The sequence below is a fragment of the Microcoleus sp. B13-B6 genome (genome assembly GCF_036705405.1).
Classification (GTDB): domain Bacteria; phylum Cyanobacteriota; class Cyanobacteriia; order Cyanobacteriales; family Microcoleaceae; genus Microcoleus.
In genome coordinates this window covers 1-16,721 of the sequence record NZ_JAUBUJ010000035.1, presented here as the reverse complement: position 1 = coordinate 16,721, position 16,721 = coordinate 1, and the positions used below count along the sequence as shown (strand labels likewise).

Genomic DNA, 16,721 nt, shown 5'->3' with positions numbered 1-16,721 from the left:
CCAAATCAGTAGATCGGACTATTTCGATCGGACTATTGATATTAACTTAAAACCGTGGTATATTTACCAAAATGTTTTTAAAAGAAAAATAAATTTCAGATCTTCACATTTTCTTTAGAAACATCATTTAATCTAGAAAACCTCTAAAACTAGATAAAAAATATGCAATTTATGTTTGTCGAGAAAAGCTCAGAAAATACAGCTAAAGAGGATGCAGCTAAGTACGACTCAGCTAAATATAACGAGCGGTCGTTCTCAACTTTAATTCGGGCGCTCCGTCTTTCCCAAGGTTACTTTTCTTTCGTTTTAGTCAACTGCAACTCGCTGGCTTTGCGGCAGCAAATAGTCGATCGGCTGCAAGTAAATTGTCCCGTGAAACCCCGGCAACTGTTTTTGCCCAAATCGGCTACAACTCTTTACACGACAATCGCAGCAGAAATAGACGGGGAACAGCCTCCAGCTTTAATGCTCCTCGGTTTGGAATCAGTGCAGCCCATCGATCGATTGCTCGTTTCTACCAACCTACTATGCAGCGAATTCAGCAAAACATTTTCGTTTCCCCTCGTCTTTTGGGTGACGGATGAGCTTCTGAGAAAAATCATTCGCACCGCCCCGGATTTATACAATCGGATGACGACAATTAGATTTATCAGTAATTAGTAATCAGCCCATAGATTTTAGATTTTAGATTTTAGATTTTAGATTTTAGATTTTAGATTTTTAACAGTCAACAGTCGATCGATTTTAGATTTTAGATTTTAGATTTTAGATTTTTAACAGTCAACTGTCAACTGTCAACTGTCAACTGTCAACAGTCAACTGTCAACTGTCAACTGTTAAATTCCGCTTCCCAAATCAGGACTAATTTTCGCGCCGCCGCAGTTCCCTCCGCAGGAAAACTTGCCAAAAAGTCTTTATCAGCCGCCACGTCGTAAGGCCCTTCCTTAAACTCCAAAATCACAGTATCCTGTGTCAAAGCTACTAACGTGTGAATAGTGCCCTCTGGCAGTTCGACAGCGCGAGTCGGGCCGGCCGCGCTGACTCGCAACGATCGCAGGATTTGACCGTTTTCGTTCAAAATAACAATACCGACTTCTCCTTGAATCACCACAAAAAACTCAAAACCGTTAACTGCAGGCGGGCGCAGGTGTTGGTGAGGCCGGACGTAAGTGCCTGGTTGCAGCACGTTGACAAACCGCTGCACCTTTTCAGACAAATCATGGAAATTGTAATTTTGTCGCTGGCGGGGACTGCGGCGGGAGGAAGCGGCAACTTCGTCTAGCAATTCTTGCGTCAGCAATTTGATCGGAGGGGACTGCACAACAGATATCCTGTATTTAAGAGTTTGTGAACAAATGGGCTAGTCTGGGATCATCGTTATCAGCATCTCTTGACACATGGAAATCGCAACTCAGGTGCGTATCACTAAGGCAATGCGTTTGTCAAGTATCTTTAGAAAAATTATTAGCCCGATCGCCCTTTCGACTATTCTAGTCTGCGCCAATACCGTTTTTGCATCTGAACCGACGGCGGCACTGTTGGTTCAGCAGGAATTCTCACAGCAGCAACTTAAAGAAGAAATTCACGATCGAGTTCAAGAAGAAGTTGACATTGCTTTCGGGCGCACGGCGGTATTGCTTAACGGGCTGATAATTGCCCTAACTTTGTTTCCGACAGCAGCCGGAGTCGGGGTGTGGTTTCTGTTGAGCAAATTGTCCAAGCAGACAACAATTGCTCGCCAAGAAATTGAAAGTCTCCATTACGATACAATCTCTCAATTAAAACTATTAATTTCCGACGCTGAAACTATCTTAGGCGAAATTCAACACCAAAGTCACTCGGCGGATGCAGAAACAGACCTTTTATTCCCCGATGCCCAAATTCAAGAATTTGCTCCGGTTAACTACGGCAATTACCAACAGTTATTGACGGCCGCCGACTATGCTAAACAGGGAGATGCTTGTTTCTTTGAAAACCGTTATCAAGATGCGATCGCCGCTTACGATCAGGCCCTGCAAATTCAGCCGGATTTAGCCGATACTTGGAATAACCGAGGAGTAGTGCTGACGAGAATGCAGCGGTATCCAGAGGCGATCGCCTCATACGAACAAGCTACTACAATTCGTCCGAATTATCCCGATGCTTGGAACAATCGAGGCGTGGTATTGTTGGAGTTGCAGAAGTACCAGGAGGCGATCGGCTGTTACGAACAAGCAATTCAAGCCAAACCCGATTATGCCGATGCTTGGAACAACCGAGGCGTTGCTTTTTCCAAAATGCAGGAGTACGAACAAGCAGTAATTTCTTACAATCAAGCCCTACAAATTAAAAATGATTATACTGACGCTTGGAACAATCGAGGCGTTGCACTCTCCAAATTGCAAAAATACGAAGCGGCGATCGCTTCCTACGACAATGCTGCTAAAATCCGACCTGACTTTTACAGAATTTGGTACAACAAAGCCCGATGTTATGCACTACAAGGTAAAATTGAATTAGCAATTGAAAATTTAAAGCGCGCCCTCAATCTGAATCCGAATGTGTGTAAAGAGTTGGCAAAAAGTGAAGCTGATTTGGAGAAGATTCGCGAACATGAGGCATTCAAGCAGTTGATAAGTTAATAGCTGTAATTGTAGGCTGCGTGACCACAAATCATTTCAAATTTATCACGGGTGACTAATAAAAGTCACGCACCGAAAAATTACGCTATCTACATTCGATCTATCAATTCATCAGAAGTCACACAAAGTCTTGTGCTGTCTCGATTACTTTTGCCAATATTACACTTTTTGCAAAGAGTTTGTAGATTACTCATATGGTCAGAACCACCTTTTGAACGGGGGATAATGTGGTCAACTTCCAATAAAACTCCATCTTCCCGTGCCGATCTACCACAGCTAAGACATTTCCATTTATCTCTAGCAAGTACAGTCCACCATTTACCTGCTCTCACAAAAGAATAACTGTCTAGTTCAGGCATTTCTGAAGAATCAAAATCTTCCTCCTCGGTTTCTTCTGTTTCTATGTCAGTTTCGGGATTTCTACTATCTAAATAAAATTCTTTGAATTGCTCAAGCCTATTTTCAAGCTGAGGTTCTCGTCCTTCACCAATACAAATAAATGATTCTCCTAAAGCGTATAAGAGGATGAATGCAATAACTATTTCATACAATCCTCGCCCTCGCCTGACAGGAAAGTAGTATTTTGGTGATATCAACCTTATAGCATCTGATCCTACTTCATCAGGCACAATTGCCTGATGAAGAGGCAGAACTTCAAATTCAGGATTATACGTCGTATGTGAAATACGTGCTACCGATAATAGTGGCATTAAAACCTCGCTATACTTAGCGACAAGTTGGGAAATTCTTGCCACGTAAGCATCATCTACGCCTTGACGAAATGGCATTAGCTCAGCATGAATTGTTCCACTAGGAAATACCTTAAACGTCAGATAAGTGGGATGATGAAAGAATGGCTGTCCATTTCTCTTGAGAATTTTGAGCGGTTTCTCACCCCGTTTTGCAATAATTCCAATATGAACAAAGCCATAGTCTTTGTTCTCCTTTGCTTTATCTCGATGACTTGGAGAGTAGGCAAAAGTCATTCTCTCGTATGGATTCACATCGTAGACTAGCGCCACAACATCAAGGGTATAACGCAGTAACGTCTCTAGCCGAGGGAAAAAATAATTTTGCAGTGTTGAAAGCCTGGTTTTAGTGTCAGAGATATTGAAAATTTGAGTATCCCTCTCTACAAAAATCACTTCATTAATATTGTGACTATCTTGCACGTTTCTGACTCCTTGTATTTCACGAGCTATTCAATCATATCAAATCCATTTACACTCCTTATGATATCATTTAAGATTTGACATATGTCATTGCGAGCTTTTAGCGAAGCAATCGCAATCGCTACGATCTCATTCCGATGCTGCCGGAAATGATATCACACCGATCGATAGCTTGCTAGTTTGCTGTATTCCTAATTTGTGGTGGAATTCGAGTCTATCACATATTGCGGACTAAAGTCCACACTACAAACTAATTTTAGTGCAGCCCATCGATCGGACATGATGTAATGGGTTGGGTTTCGTTCCTCAACCCAACCTACAACTACTACAAATATTTCTGCAATAGCAAGCCCATTTTCTCCTTAGTTGCGGCCGGCACTTGATCTAGCCGAGTCAGAATTGCATATTTCAAAGCAGAATGTGCATCAGATACTGGGGGATTTTCTGTTAGTCTACGGACTGTTTCTTGAATGACTTTTTGAGCATTCTCTGCATTGCGGTGCAGATTTGCTATTACCATTTCTACAGTTACGCTGTCGTGTTCGGTATGCCAGCAGTCGTAGTCTGTGACTAATGCTAAAGTTGCGTAGGCAATTTCAGCTTCTCTGGCTAATTTTGCTTCCGGCAAATTTGTCATCCCAATGACTGTGGCATCCCAACTGCGGTAAAGGTTTGATTCTGCTTTTGTGGAAAATGCGGGGCCTTCCATGCAGACGTAAGTGCCGCCCCGGTGGAGGTTAACGTCGGGGAGGTTCAAGGATTCGATCGCACTTGCCAATACTTTAGCCAATTCGCCGCAAACCGGATCGCCGAATGTGATGTGAGCAACAATTCCTTCTCCAAAAAAGGTAGAAACTCGATTTTTTGTGCGATCGATAAACTGATCCGGCACTACCATATCTAAAGGTTTCGCCTCTGCTTTCAGGGAACCAACCGCCGACGCTGAGATTAAATACTCAACTCCCAAACTCTTCATGGCATAAATATTTGCGCGATATGGCACTTCTGAGGGCAAAAAAGTGTGGTTGCGGCCGTGTCTAGCCAGAAATGCTACCGGCGTACCGTCCAATGTTCCCACAATGGCGGCATCGGATGGCGATCCAAAAGGTGTATCAATTTTCACCTCTTCAATATCCTTGAGGGCCTCCATTTTATACAAACCGCTGCCGCCGATAATTCCGATTTTTGCTTGTGCCATTTTTACCCTCTGCTTGAGTTTTACCACAGTGATTCTATCGGGCCATCGTTAAGTTGGCGTAAAGATAATTCAAGATTTCGTGACAAAAGTCACCCGGTATACACTATTTTGTCACAAAATATATGTGATATTAATCACAAAGTACCTTCACAAAATCTTTAAAAATAAAGGTACACAGTTCTGTTACTTATTTTTAGCGTGTTAAGCTCATGACAGTCAGCTCTGCTAACCTGCCCAAAATCTCGATCGAGGCGATCGTCGAGCGCATCTTTGCTTTTCGCCAGATTACCCCCCTTGATAGACGACTGCTGAAGTCAGCAATGCTCGCCCAGAAAGGTCTGAACGAAAAAGACCAGTGTCACATCAACCGAGTGTGTCAGGGCATCCAAAACGGCTTGATTTTAGTTGTAGAATAAATTTGCAGCACTATCTCTTGCGAGATCAAGAAGGTGTTTTAAAATTTGTGTCTGAGTCTGTATCTGCTGGAACTGCGTTTGGGCGCCGTTTTACTATTTTTCGCGAGCAATTGATCGACATCACAAATAATATTATTTATATCGTTTCCGGTTGCATCGGAATTAATAAAATCGAGTCAACAGTTAACATTCAACCATTCAGTTTTGCGACCCCTCCTTCTACAGTCAGCAGTCAGTCGATTTTAGATTTTAGATTTTAGATTTTAGAATTGATACCAATTTTTTATGAGGCCCCGTAGAATCCGATCCCCCCTAGCCAAGGGCGGGCACGGGGGCACCGCCCCTACTAAGGGTGGGACAAGATTCCGATCTTTCGTCCCCCAACAACCAGGGGGAGTAGGGGGTATGCGAGGGGGATCTAGATATGTGCAACTTCACATTAAATTGGTATGACTCCACAGATGAATCGGGAAGCTGGAAATTAGGTGTAAAATATTTCGCTTGTCAACAGTCAACAGTCAACAGTCAGCAGTCAACAGTCAACAGTCAGCAGTCAACAGTCAACAATCATTTCCCTCGTGCAACCGGAATTGATATTACGTCTTATCGATCAAAATTCAACAGCCAAAAGCCTGTATAAGTCATGCCACTATCATCGGGCTGCACTAACAAAAAATGTAATCCTTTACTTAATTGCTTGCGCTGTTGGTAAATTTGGGCGGCCGCTTTCACTTCGCTATCTTCAAAAGTAGCCACAACCCACCTATCTACTAACCCAGCTTCCAATATCAATCCGTCTGGTTCTCCAGCAATATAATTCAAAGCAAAAGGTTTGGCATCCTGAAGCCATCTAGCCAACCGCATAGACTGGCGCCCGCCGTCAATCACCACTCCCGGTACGGGTACTGTTGAGGCCAAGCCTAAATTCAGCGGTAACAGCAATTCTGGCATTTCCAAGATTGGCAGGGGACGCCCTTGGAAAGCCTCTTCAATGTCGCCGGCGGGTAGGGAAGCAAAACGCCAGCCATCGCCCCAGAGGTTTTCGGGTAAGGGTACGGGCGGCGGCGAGTCGAGGGCGATCGCACTGTAAGTTTCACCTGTATAATTAGGCATACTCGAATATTCTTTGGCGCGTTGTTGCAGCAGCAATTTCAGAGCCGCAGTGCGCCGCGTCGCTTCCACCTTTACACCCAAAACTTTGCCTGCAGCCTCAATTAAGCCCAGAGACTGAGGCCTAAATACTTCAATCAAATCTGGCAAATTCTGAGTTTGAGCTTGCTGCTGCAACTGCGAGGCTAGCCAAGTGGAATTTGCGTCCCCCTGGCGGCAAACAGCGCTAAATTGAAAACTGCCTTCCGAGTCGCAAATTAAGAGTTCCCACTGTGGTTTGCCAGTTTCGTCTTGGAGAGGGCGGCGGTAAAAATCGGCTTGCCAAATACGCATAAATAATTAAAATTTAAAATCTACAACTCGATCATTTTAATATAGCTTGGGGGCACTGCGATACAATACCGCTCCCCTGAGAAAAAACTTCGAGCGATATATTCTCAGTTCATAGTTGAGTTTTATTTCAATATCTAACACCCGTTAAAAAAACTGCAACTGTAGGCCAGCGATCCAAACCGTGCTAATAATCAGTAATTCCCCCTTCTAAAATCTAAAATCCCAAATCTAAAATCTAAAATCTAAAATAGAATAACTGCTCGCTTAGCCATCCTCCCTTAAGCTGTTACACATTTAAACCAATAACGATAGAGGTAGGGTGCGTCAGCTAGAACACTGGCGAGATATGGGAAATACGTATGTACGCTCCGCACCCTACTATTCTCTTTTAAATGCCCAACAGCTTAGCAATTAGCGATTTCCAGATTCATTTAAGATGGTGAACCAAATACATATCCAACTCGCCTTTATTTTTAGCATAAATTTTTCCTCGGTATTCGCATTCAAAAAAATCTCTAACTAATTCAAACGTTTCCTGAGAGATATTGATATTTCCAGGGACGCCGGAAGATTCCATCCGAGATGCAGTATTAACTGTATCTCCCCAGACATCATAGGAAAACTTTTTATTCCCAATTACCCCAGCAAGTATTGGGCCTGAATGAATGCCAATGCGGATATCCCAATAAGGAATATTTTGTTGAGCTTTCTGTATTTTTCTCAAATCCATGAACTGTCGAATTTCTATGGCAGCAAGTACAGCGTCAAAGGCGTGTGTTGGGCGAGGCGTAGGAATTCCCGCCGCGCACATATAGCTGTCGCCAATAGTCTTCAGTTTTTCCATAGAGTATTTATCCATCACGCGATCGAAATAAGAAAAACAATAGTCTAGTTCGTCAACTAACTCTCGCGGCGTCATTTTTTCAGATAACTGAGTAAAGCCTTTAAAGTCAGTAAATAAAACCGATACGCTATCATAATAAAGTGGTTCCACTTTGCCGTTATTTTTGAGTTCATCGGCAATTTCAAGCGGGAGCACATTCAACAGTAGCTGGTCAGATTTGTGCTTTTCGGCATCGAGCTCGGAATACAGGTTATTTATCTCTTTAAAGCGTTCAGCATTGCGGATGGCTGAGGATAGTTGCAAAGCCAAAAGATAGCCAATCCGCAAGTCTTCTTGAGTGTAAGCCCCCGGCTTTGTTGTGGCAAAATTAATGGTTCCTAAAACCTTACCTTCGCTTTCCAAGGGAAGGATAATTTGCGAAGCGTAGGGGGATAAAATAGCAGTAGCACCCGCTTCTTGAATTAATTGAGGTTGACGTGTTGTGAAAGCTTTCTTAATAGGGCCGCCCTCTGTCAGGGCTGAAATATCTACAGGGATATGCGGGCCAAATAAGGTCATGCAAGCGTTATTGCTGTGCAGGCAAACGCTACAGTGTTCAAAGTCCAGCAGCCATTTGGCTTGCTTGCCTACTACCCGCAAAATCAGACTGAGATCGAGGGTGCGGTTAATGGCAGTGGCAATTTCATTGACGGCGGAAATGCGGATGGAAAGCGCTTGAGCTTCTGCTAACAAACGGCGGGCTGTCAACAGAAGTTCTTCTCGATCTTGATCTTCTAGCCGATCGCCCATAATAGGGGTATACAATATAGATTACAAAGCATCTATTTCGAGGGCTATTGCATCAGTATATCGGTTGACAAAGCTAAACAAGTCTGCTGTCGCAATAATCTCAAAGATTTCTGAATCATCAAGTCCTAAATCCCGCAGGTTTTGGTAATCAGATTCTGTCACTTCCAGGGGTTTTGTAGCAGCCAGCAAGCCAAAGGTAATTACGGCTTTATCACGTTTTGGCAAAGGGCAGTTGGCAAAGTCAGAAACTAGGGTTCGCAGTAGTTCTTCGCTCATCCCCAAGGCTGATAATCCGTGCAGGTGAACTTGGAGAGCGTACTCGCTATTATTTGATTGGGAAATAGCGACGCCGACCATTTCTTTAAGCGTGCGGGGTAAGTCTCCTTGCAGGATTGTTCCCCGGAATTTTTTCCAATTTGCTTCTAATATGTCAGGGTTGATTGCCATTGACTTGAACAGGTTGGGGACGATGCCAAACCCCAAGTCTGTCAATATTTCTTCGTACACTGCTTTGGCTTTAGGATCTGTAAGTTGCTCGTATTCTATAAGTGGAAAGTGTGTCATTGTTGTGTTGAACTTGACGGCAGTTAATTTGGGTTGGGATTTAGGTATTTGTTATGTAACGCCACTCAAAGGGCGACCTTACGAGCTATCTTGGCTTTAGTCGGATTGATGAAAAATGCACCGCTGTCAGCAAACCGCGAATCATGAAAATGAGCGAGCAACAAATCTGATTATTGAGGCTGGATTAAACCTGCAATTATAGCAGTAACCGGAGCCAAGAAAATTATGTTGCGATCGGGTTATAGTGCTAATCTTAGATGTTTCCAATGGCTGCTGTCAAGTATGGGCAATTCATGAGGCGCGACGGTGTGAAATCTTACCCAAACTATTGAATTAGATAATGCTGTTCCGTTCGCTAATTTTTAGGCAAAAAACACTGTTCGATCGATCGCTCCGGCTCCACAAATGCCCTAAATCTTATGCTCCGGCGCGCGTACAGGGGAAAAACAAAACGCTGTGCGATCGAGTTTATTGAATTAATCAGAAGCTCGATCGACAATCCATGCCCCAGATAAGCTAGGCTAACGCCTGCGACTGGAGTTATTATGGGTAAACTGTAAACTTCTATCATTGTCGCTGCATTTGCTATGAACCCTGCCCTGACTCAATTTGGCGCTCAGATGTCCCACCTCACGGGAGTTCGGGCAATTATGAAAGATATTATTGAAACTCTCAGAGCCGGCAGCGGGCAGGAGTTTATCAATTTGAGCGCCGGAAATCCGGTAATTTTGCCGGAAGTCGAGCAGTTGTGGCGCGACTGCACTGCGGAACTTTTGGCCAGCCCGGAATACGGCGAGGTTGTTTGTCGCTACGGTTCCAGTCAAGGTTATCAGCCGTTGATTGATGCGGTGCGGACGGATTTTAACCAGCGTTACGGACTCAATTTGACCGATCGCAATATCCTAATTACTCCCGGAAGTCAATCGATTTACTTCTACGCAGCCAACGCTTTCGGCGGCTACACTACACCCCCCCCATCCCCCCCTTACCAAGGGGGGGCTAGGGGGGGTAGCCTTAAAAATATCGTGCTACCGCTGAGCCCAGACTACACCGGTTACGGCGGCGTTAGCTTGATTCCCGAAGCGGTAGTCGCCTGCAAACCTACCCTCGATATTGATGCGGCTGCTCACAGGTTCAAATACCGCCCGGATTTCAGCCAACTGTCGATCGACCAAACCACTGGTTGCGTCATTTTTTCCCGTCCCTGCAACCCCACCGGCAACGTTCTCACCGACGACGAAGTTAAGAAAATTGCCGATTTAGCAGCCGCTTTCGACGTGCCGGTGTTCGTGGATTCCGCCTACGGCCCTCCGTTCCCGTCCTTGAATTTTACCGAAATGACGCCGATTTTTGGCGGCAATATCGTGCACTGTATGAGTTTGTCGAAAGCCGGATTGCCGGGTGAAAGAATCGGAATTGCGATCGGCGATGAAAAAATCATTCAAATATTAGAATGTTTTCAGACCAATATGTGCATTCATTCGCCGAGATACGGACAGGCGATCGCAACTCGTGCCATTGCTTCCGGCGCTCTTGCCGACATTTCCATCAACGTAATTCGGCCGTACTATCAAAGCAAATTTGCGATCGTAGAAAGCACCCTAGAACAAGCAATGCCGAAAGATTTGCCGTGGTTTTTGCACCGGGGCGAAGGAGCAATTTTCGCATGGTTGTGGCTGAAAGATTTGCCAATGACTGATTGGGAACTGTATCAAGAGTTGAAAAAAGTCGGCGTAATTGTCGTGCCAGGAAGTTCTTTCTTCCCCGGTTTGCGGGAAGATTGGCAGCACAAACATGAGTGTTTACGCATCAGTTTGACTGCAACAAATGATGAGATTGAAACTGCCATGAAACGCTTGGCTCAAATGGTAGAAAAGCTTTATCAGTCAGTTGACAGTTGACAGTTGGCAGTTGGCAGTTGGCAGTTGACAGTTGACAGTTGACAGTTGACTGTTAACATTCCCAATACTTCGGGTACGCGGTTCCTGAGCGACTCGTGCTGATCGTAGCCGGAGTAAGTCGAAGGGCATTACAAGTTACCAATTACCAATTATCAGTTACCGATGATAATGACCGAAAGCATCCAGGATACCGGCCACGTGATTCATCCGTCCAGAAATAAAAAACCTGTATCCGATGAAACTTGCCCCCCGAATTGATCTGTGGGGTCAATGCTTTAATCTAAAATCTAAAATCTAAAATCTAAAATCGATTGACTTCTTCCTTGGCAGATCGACTACAATTTAAAAAATAATTAGCAGCGCGGTGGGTTATGGCAGTGCAATTACTCAAAAGGTTGTTGACCGTAGAAGAATATCATTTAATGGGCAAAGCTGGTATTCTTTCCGAGGGCGATCGGGTAGAACTGATAGAAGGAGAACTGATCCAAAAGGCAGCAATTGGAACTCGTCATGCTTCCTGTGTGAGACGATTCCTGGGACTGTTCAGCGAAATTCCCAGTAACCGGGCTTTTCTGGATGTGCAAAACCCCATCCAGTTGAGCGAGCGCACCGAACCTCAACCTGATGTAGTATTGCTGAAACCCCGGGCTGATTACTATTCAACAGCACATCCAGTACCGTCAGAAGTTTTGCTGTTGGTAGAAGTATCCGATAGCACGGTTGATTGCGATCGAGATGTGAAAGTTCTGATTTACGCTCGATCGCTAATTCAAGAAGTTTGGCTAGTAGATATAGAGGCACAATGTTTAGAAGTTTACCGCCAGCCAACTCCGAATGGTTACAGTTTAATCCAAAAATTTTGGCGGGGTCAACAAGTTGCGTCGCTCGCCTTTCCTGATTTGGAAGTGAATATCGATTTCGTACTGGGATAGATTCGGATTATAGGTTATAGAAAACATTCCCAAGTCCCCATTTTTCAATTAAACAACCCGATAAACAAAACTCAGAGTTGCCCAAACATTCACATCCAAAGCCAAATCATCCGTTGATATCCCCACTTTCTGTACCCCCGGAATGCTAGCCGCGTGCAAATCTTCGAGTACCGCCCGCGCCACCTTTAAAGGATTCAACAACACTCGAATTGGCAGGGCATCCCTCGTTTGCTGCATTTCGGCTTCTATTGCAGCCAGAGTTTGAGCGAAGGAACTCTCACTAAATATAATCATAGTTTCCGCAAGTCCGATCGGCCCCGATACCGCCCACCCGCTCCCCCCAGCCGCCGGTAGAGTCAAATTCTCCCCAGGAGCGATCGCCCGCGACATAACTCCCACAGACTCTTTGCTCTCAGCGCCGATCGCTGACAGCCGTCCGGCGCTGTCCGAGCAAAACACCGCAAAGTAAACCGGGCGATCGCTGTCGTTATACAATCTGTAGCGAACTCGGCTGCCCTCTGGCAAACTTAGTATATGAGCGCTTGCCGATTTCTCACTTTCCCCGCTCAGCGGTTCCAGCCGATAATCACCGCCGGCCCGCACAGGCTCTCGCTGCGCCACAGCCCGCGCTTGCGGTGCGGTAGTTGCCAGAACCGCCCGCACCTTCAGGCGCGAAGACCCCTCATTGGCTGTCAGCCGCAGCAACTTCCCAGCCTGCAGCGCTTTCAACTGCGGAGTCAAGCGCTGCACCGCCACCTTAACTGCTTCTCCCCCGTCGCCCTCAGTATCGGGAATCAGCATTTGAGCCAAAGAAAACAAACCGTAACGGCTTTGATACAAAGCAGGCTCGTGAGCCGAGACTGTTTCGGCTAAAGTTGTTTCCGGGACTCTGCCGAACCGACAGTCAGCCCATTGCTCACTGCCTACCGCCGAAACTTGTGGCACAGTCGCAAAGGCGCTGGTAGCGTCCACGCGCTCGATGCGTTCCAAACCTGAGTCCAAAGCTACTGTCAAACCGATGTTTCGTGGCAATACCCGAATTTCTTCCCTCACCAGTTCGCCGACTGCTAATTGGCCGAAAGTTCGATCGAACCCGTCTAAAACTTGGGCTTTAGCAGAGAGGCCCGTGCGTCCCCGCAGCAAAAGCCTCGCGCCCTCGGAGGAATCCACTGCAAACACAGAACCCTCGGAGCACTCCAAAACCGAGGGCGACAACCCGCCCAGCCACAACTGCACAGTTTTGCCCCCCTCTTCCACCGCCGTCACAGCGCCGTCAGATGCAGGGGAATTGAAGATTAAATTTGAAAAATTCACCGCCGGCGCGGTTGTTAAATCGTGATTAAGAATTTGCGGTTGCTGCGATAACCCCGCGATTTGCTCGACATTACCCGCCGCGCGGCTGAAACTGACGCTGAAGCTGCTAGCGGGAGTTGCCCACCACAAAGTTTGGGTGAGGGCGTAGGTAAACAAACCTGCGGTAAATCCGTTCCACTCTTGTTCGGCGGCGAGTTGGGAATTCGCGCCTGCGGCAAGTAGGGCTGCCGCAGGGCGGAGATTTGGGCGGGATCGGAGGTCTTGGGCAAACGTTAATTCTGCGAGGCCCGGCTCGCCGATGGTGGGGCGGGGGCGGGAGCGAATGCGAAAGTTGCCGTTTTTTGGGAAACCCCGATAGGTGTAGCTGGTGTCGAGGATGGCGATCGCATTTTCTGTCGCGAGCGATCGCACCAACAGCAACAGCGTTTCCTCTAAAATATCGTTCACCGCCCGGTTTGCTAACAGCGGCAAAACATCATCCGCCGGCACCAAACTGTTTTGCATTTTTCCAGGAGACTCGGCCAAACTGACTCGGCTACCGCGGCCGCTAAAGTGAAAAACTACCACGTCACCGGGTTTTGCTTGTTCGCCCAAGTGAGTCACAAAAGCCGTCTCGATATTTTCCCTCGTAGCTTGAGCGTCAGTCAAAGTCAAAATGTCCGAGGGCACAAACCCAAACCGATATATCAGCAGTTCCCGCTGCATTTCCACATCCGTGACGCAGCCGTGCAGGGGCGAGTCTGGATATTTGTCAACGCCAACCAACAAAGCCAATTTCCTGGCTGTCGGCTGCGCTAAAGCTTCGAGGTAGCGCGAGCCCAACGGCAGCCACAAAGCCTCGCTGATTCCGATGGTGGCCAGCACCCGGCCAGCTTGCTGCAAAAATTCCCGCCGCTTGAGTCCCATTTTTAAATAGCTTTGAATTTTAAGCGTTGAATTTTAAGTTAAATTCCCCTCACTAATTTTAGGGGAATTAATTAGATTGTGACTGTTTAGGATTAAGGGAGTTTTTAAGTTTTAACTTTTGAGCTTTAAGTTTAAAATTTCCCATTTAAAACTCAAAACTCAAAATTCAAAACTATGCAGAATGTCGCCCACACCAATCTTCAAGATTTAAATCTCGTAATTGAAAATATTCATGGCCTTGGCTAATTCTGCGGCGACTTCCGGCCGGGAAAACTGCGGCGGCGGCAATTTTCCAGCGCGCAGCATTTCCCGAACTTTGGTTCCCGACAAATGCACCCGTTGTTCGGGAGTGCTTGGGCTTGTTTTAGTTGTAGCCATTTGTTCCGTCAGTTTGCAATAGAAAGCGTGCTCGAATTTCATCGGCACAATTCCCAATTCTCCCGGCTCAAATTCATCAAAAATATGTTGGGCATCGTAAGTGCCGTAATAATCGCCAACTCCAGCATGATCGCGCCCCACGATAAAGTGAGTGCAGCCGTAGTTTTTGCGGATTAAAGCATGAAAAATTGCTTCTCGCGGCCCGGCGTAGCGCATCGCCGCCGGATTAATTGCCAAAATTACGCGATCTTTTGGGTAGTATTTTTCTAGCAGAATTTCGTAGCAGCGCATCCGCACGTCAGCGGCGATGTCGTCATCCTTAGTCGTCCCGACTAGCGGATGCAGGAACAAGCCGTCTACTGTTTCTAAGGCGCATTTTTGGATGTATTCGTGTGCGCGGTGGATGGGGTTTCGGGTTTGGAAACCGACTATGGTTTTCCATCCTTTTTCTGTGAACAGCATTCTCGATTTCGCCGGGTCAATTTGGTATTGGGGAAAGCGGACATCTAGTTCGCGTTCCAGCAGCCAAATGTCGCCTGCGAGGTTAACGGGCCCGGATTTGTCTACTACCTGGACACCCGGGTGTTTGAGGTCGTCGGTGCGGTAGACGTTGAGGGCTTCTTCTTCTTTACTGTAGTGATATTTTTCTGCAAGTTCCAAGAGCCCGACAAATTTGCCCGCCGGGGTGTCGAGGCGCACTAAAGTTCCTGCTTTCAGGGGGGCGGCGACTTCTTCTGTTACCGAGAGGGTGATGGGAACCGACCACGGAAGGCCGTTGGAGAGGCGCATTTGTTTAACGACCGATCGATAATCTGCTTCGTTCATGAACCCTTTGAGGGGACTCAGGGCGCCGATGGCGATCATTTGCAGGTCGGAGATCGATCGATCCGACAACTGGACTCGCGGCAGGGACTCTGCTTTATCGAAAAATTCTTGTCTCTGGTCTAGTGTGGCAATGCGGTTGACCAGGGTGCCGCCGTGAGGGGCAATGCGGTCTGAATGCTGGCTCATGTCGATTTGAAGTTGTGGGTTTTAGCTGCCAGAGTATATCCTACCAAAGTATTGTTACAATTAATTAATTTTCCTCCCTCAGTCGGCACACATGGTTTTTAATGTTGGTATCAACCATAATTTATTCCGCCACTTATGACACTTTATAATTTATTAGTGAAATCTATCGATTTCTGGCAAGAGCATTCAGGCTTGAGCAATCTCAAAACTCATACTATTTATTCTAAAATCCTCGGCTCTGACTCTTTAGTGATCGATTTAGGCGCCAATGTCGGTCAATTTAGCGAAGCGATAACTCGCGAATTCAATTGTAGGTGTTACGCAATAGAAGCAGTTCCTTCTGTGTATTCTCAACTCCCAGAGAATGGCTTAGTTAAAAAGTTTAATTATGCTATATCAGACCGAAATGAGCCATTAAAAATATATGTTTCAGATAATCGAGAATGTAACAGTATTAGTCAGGAAGCTGCTAGTGTCTACGGCCTTCAGGGAGAGATATCAGTGGATGGTATCACTTTAGAAACTTTTCTGAACAACCAGAGCATCGAGTTAGTTGATTTGTTGAAGATAGATATTGAAGGTGCTGAAGAAGCCGTTTTTAACTCAACTAGCGATGCCACGCTCTGCAATGTTAAGCAGATAACTATAGAGTTTCACGATTTTATGCCAGGTTCTATTAGCGCTGAGGAAGTTAACAAAATTACCAACAGGTTAAAAAGATTGGGTTTTATCTGTATCCCATTTTCATACCTGTTCCCTGACATGGATACCTGTGACTTCTTATTTATCAATACGAATCGATGTAAAATTCCGTATAAAGACTGGCTGGGTTTTCAAATGATTAACTTGCTTCTAACAATAGAAAAAACTAAGTCATCTCTACTCCGTTCCGCTGGAAAGCGCGAACAAAGTGTTGCCAATTAGCGCGGTGAATAAATTGACGGCAAAGTCGATAGGAATCCCATTCAAATCTATCACTTTTATTTCTCTACAATCAGCTCTGGCAGGCAATCAAGCAATTTAGTGCCGGGCCCCTGGATTGATTCCTTCGCAGACTCAGGATGGGAGTAATCCCTAGGACGGGCTTTTCTTAGACATTTCCGTGATAAATTCGACAATTGGTGTATACGGGAATAATTCACCTAACCAAACCCAATATGTCCACATATGTACCACCAAGAATCGCTATTCAACGACTCGGAGTATGTTCAAAAACACGCTTAGCGGTGGGA

Annotated in this window: 16 protein-coding genes; 7 read left to right on the top strand and 9 right to left on the bottom strand. The window is 45.8% G+C overall.

Annotation, left to right across the window (positions count from 1 at the left end; all coding sequences use genetic code 11):
* Positions 1 to 162 precede the first annotated feature (162 nt).
* Positions 163 to 660, top strand: a complete 498-nt coding sequence (locus QUB35_RS17370) for a hypothetical protein (protein ID WP_333143041.1) — start codon at positions 163 to 165, stop codon at positions 658 to 660.
* Between the two features lie 169 nt (positions 661 to 829).
* Here the strand turns inward: QUB35_RS17370 and QUB35_RS17365 are convergent, their stop codons facing one another.
* Positions 830 to 1,321, bottom strand: a complete 492-nt coding sequence (locus QUB35_RS17365) for a WbuC family cupin fold metalloprotein (protein WP_333143040.1) — start codon at positions 1,319 to 1,321, stop codon at positions 830 to 832.
* 76 nt (positions 1,322 to 1,397) lie between these two features.
* On the opposite strand from QUB35_RS17365, the gene QUB35_RS17360 reads away from it, so the two are divergent.
* Positions 1,398 to 2,621 (top strand): tetratricopeptide repeat protein, encoded by a 1,224-nt coding sequence (locus tag QUB35_RS17360; RefSeq protein WP_333143039.1) that lies wholly within the window; start codon positions 1,398 to 1,400, stop codon positions 2,619 to 2,621.
* Between the two features lie 89 nt (positions 2,622 to 2,710).
* Here the strand turns inward: QUB35_RS17360 and QUB35_RS17355 are convergent, their stop codons facing one another.
* Together QUB35_RS17355 and QUB35_RS17350 are read right to left on the bottom strand one after the other, a co-directional pair.
* Positions 2,711 to 3,793, bottom strand: coding sequence for an HNH endonuclease (locus tag QUB35_RS17355; protein ID WP_333143038.1), 1,083 nt, complete (start codon positions 3,791 to 3,793; stop codon positions 2,711 to 2,713).
* A gap of 325 nt (positions 3,794 to 4,118) precedes the next feature.
* A complete protein-coding gene (locus QUB35_RS17350) occupies positions 4,119 to 4,991 on the bottom strand; it encodes an S-methyl-5'-thioadenosine phosphorylase (RefSeq protein WP_333143037.1) in 873 nt (290 codons plus the stop codon).
* Between the two features lie 209 nt (positions 4,992 to 5,200).
* On the opposite strand from QUB35_RS17350, the gene QUB35_RS17345 reads away from it, so the two are divergent.
* On the top strand, positions 5,201 to 5,407 hold the full coding sequence (locus tag QUB35_RS17345; protein WP_015177188.1) for a hypothetical protein: 207 nt from the start codon (positions 5,201 to 5,203) through the stop codon (positions 5,405 to 5,407).
* Positions 5,408 to 5,831: 424 nt separating this feature from the next.
* The gene (locus tag QUB35_RS17340; RefSeq protein ID WP_333143036.1) at positions 5,832 to 6,047 is read left to right on the top strand and encodes a hypothetical protein; all 216 of its coding nucleotides are present in this window, start codon (positions 5,832 to 5,834) and stop codon (positions 6,045 to 6,047) included.
* Here the strand turns inward: QUB35_RS17340 and QUB35_RS17335 are convergent.
* From QUB35_RS17335 to QUB35_RS17320, 4 genes are all read right to left on the bottom strand, one after another.
* Complete coding sequence (locus tag QUB35_RS17335) at positions 6,011 to 6,850, bottom strand: Tab2/Atab2 family RNA-binding protein (protein WP_333143035.1); 840 nt, start codon at positions 6,848 to 6,850, stop codon at positions 6,011 to 6,013. The genes QUB35_RS17340 and QUB35_RS17335 overlap by 37 nt on opposite strands.
* A 427-nt stretch (positions 6,851 to 7,277) precedes the next feature.
* Positions 7,278 to 8,498, bottom strand: coding sequence for an adenylate/guanylate cyclase domain-containing protein (locus QUB35_RS17330; protein ID WP_333143034.1), 1,221 nt, complete (start codon positions 8,496 to 8,498; stop codon positions 7,278 to 7,280).
* A 6-nt stretch (positions 8,499 to 8,504) separates the two neighbouring features.
* Entirely contained in the window at positions 8,505 to 9,047 is a 543-nt protein-coding gene (locus QUB35_RS17325) for a peroxidase-related enzyme (RefSeq protein ID WP_333143033.1), read from the bottom strand.
* Between the two features lie 355 nt (positions 9,048 to 9,402).
* Positions 9,403 to 9,618, bottom strand: a complete 216-nt coding sequence (locus QUB35_RS17320) for a hypothetical protein (protein WP_333143032.1) — start codon at positions 9,616 to 9,618, stop codon at positions 9,403 to 9,405.
* A 16-nt stretch (positions 9,619 to 9,634) separates the two neighbouring features.
* On the opposite strand from QUB35_RS17320, the gene QUB35_RS17315 reads away from it, so the two are divergent.
* Together QUB35_RS17315 and QUB35_RS17310 are read left to right on the top strand one after the other, a co-directional pair.
* Entirely contained in the window at positions 9,635 to 10,948 is a 1,314-nt protein-coding gene (locus QUB35_RS17315) for a valine--pyruvate transaminase (RefSeq protein ID WP_333143031.1), read from the top strand.
* Positions 10,949 to 11,319: 371 nt separating this feature from the next.
* Entirely contained in the window at positions 11,320 to 11,880 is a 561-nt protein-coding gene (locus tag QUB35_RS17310; RefSeq protein ID WP_333143030.1) for a Uma2 family endonuclease, read from the top strand.
* A 48-nt stretch (positions 11,881 to 11,928) separates the two neighbouring features.
* Here QUB35_RS17310 and QUB35_RS17305 read toward each other — a convergent pair whose 3' ends face one another.
* The gene (locus tag QUB35_RS17305) at positions 11,929 to 14,100 is read right to left on the bottom strand and encodes a caspase family protein (protein WP_333143029.1); all 2,172 of its coding nucleotides are present in this window, start codon (positions 14,098 to 14,100) and stop codon (positions 11,929 to 11,931) included.
* A 207-nt stretch (positions 14,101 to 14,307) separates the two neighbouring features.
* On the bottom strand, positions 14,308 to 15,489 hold the full coding sequence (gene sat / locus QUB35_RS17300) for a sulfate adenylyltransferase (protein WP_333143028.1): 1,182 nt from the start codon (positions 15,487 to 15,489) through the stop codon (positions 14,308 to 14,310).
* 135 nt (positions 15,490 to 15,624) lie between these two features.
* Between sat and QUB35_RS17295 the strand changes: the two genes are divergently transcribed.
* Positions 15,625 to 16,413, top strand: coding sequence for an FkbM family methyltransferase (locus QUB35_RS17295; RefSeq protein WP_333143027.1), 789 nt, complete (start codon positions 15,625 to 15,627; stop codon positions 16,411 to 16,413).
* The last annotated feature ends 308 nt before the right edge of the window (positions 16,414 to 16,721 follow it).

What these genes read in the sequence shown, in the direction of transcription:
- QUB35_RS17370 (WP_333143041.1), top strand. Translation starts at nt 163, where the DNA reads ATGCAATTTATGTTTGTCGAGAAAAGCTCAGAAAATACAGCTAAAGAG.
- QUB35_RS17360 (WP_333143039.1), top strand. Translation starts at nt 1,398, where the DNA reads ATGGAAATCGCAACTCAGGTGCGTATCACTAAGGCAATGCGTTTGTCA.
- QUB35_RS17350 (WP_333143037.1), bottom strand. Translation starts at nt 4,991, where the DNA reads ATGGCACAAGCAAAAATCGGAATTATCGGCGGCAGCGGTTTGTATAAA.
- QUB35_RS17345 (WP_015177188.1), top strand. Translation starts at nt 5,201, where the DNA reads ATGACAGTCAGCTCTGCTAACCTGCCCAAAATCTCGATCGAGGCGATC.
- QUB35_RS17340 (WP_333143036.1), top strand. Translation starts at nt 5,832, where the DNA reads ATGTGCAACTTCACATTAAATTGGTATGACTCCACAGATGAATCGGGA.
- QUB35_RS17335 (WP_333143035.1), bottom strand. Translation starts at nt 6,850, where the DNA reads ATGCGTATTTGGCAAGCCGATTTTTACCGCCGCCCTCTCCAAGACGAA.
- QUB35_RS17325 (WP_333143033.1), bottom strand. Translation starts at nt 9,047, where the DNA reads ATGACACACTTTCCACTTATAGAATACGAGCAACTTACAGATCCTAAA.
- QUB35_RS17320 (WP_333143032.1), bottom strand. Translation starts at nt 9,618, where the DNA reads ATGATAGAAGTTTACAGTTTACCCATAATAACTCCAGTCGCAGGCGTT.
- QUB35_RS17315 (WP_333143031.1), top strand. Translation starts at nt 9,635, where the DNA reads ATGAACCCTGCCCTGACTCAATTTGGCGCTCAGATGTCCCACCTCACG.
- QUB35_RS17310 (WP_333143030.1), top strand. Translation starts at nt 11,320, where the DNA reads ATGGCAGTGCAATTACTCAAAAGGTTGTTGACCGTAGAAGAATATCAT.
- QUB35_RS17305 (WP_333143029.1), bottom strand. Translation starts at nt 14,100, where the DNA reads ATGGGACTCAAGCGGCGGGAATTTTTGCAGCAAGCTGGCCGGGTGCTG.
- sat (WP_333143028.1), bottom strand. Translation starts at nt 15,489, where the DNA reads ATGAGCCAGCATTCAGACCGCATTGCCCCTCACGGCGGCACCCTGGTC.
- QUB35_RS17295 (WP_333143027.1), top strand. Translation starts at nt 15,625, where the DNA reads ATGACACTTTATAATTTATTAGTGAAATCTATCGATTTCTGGCAAGAG.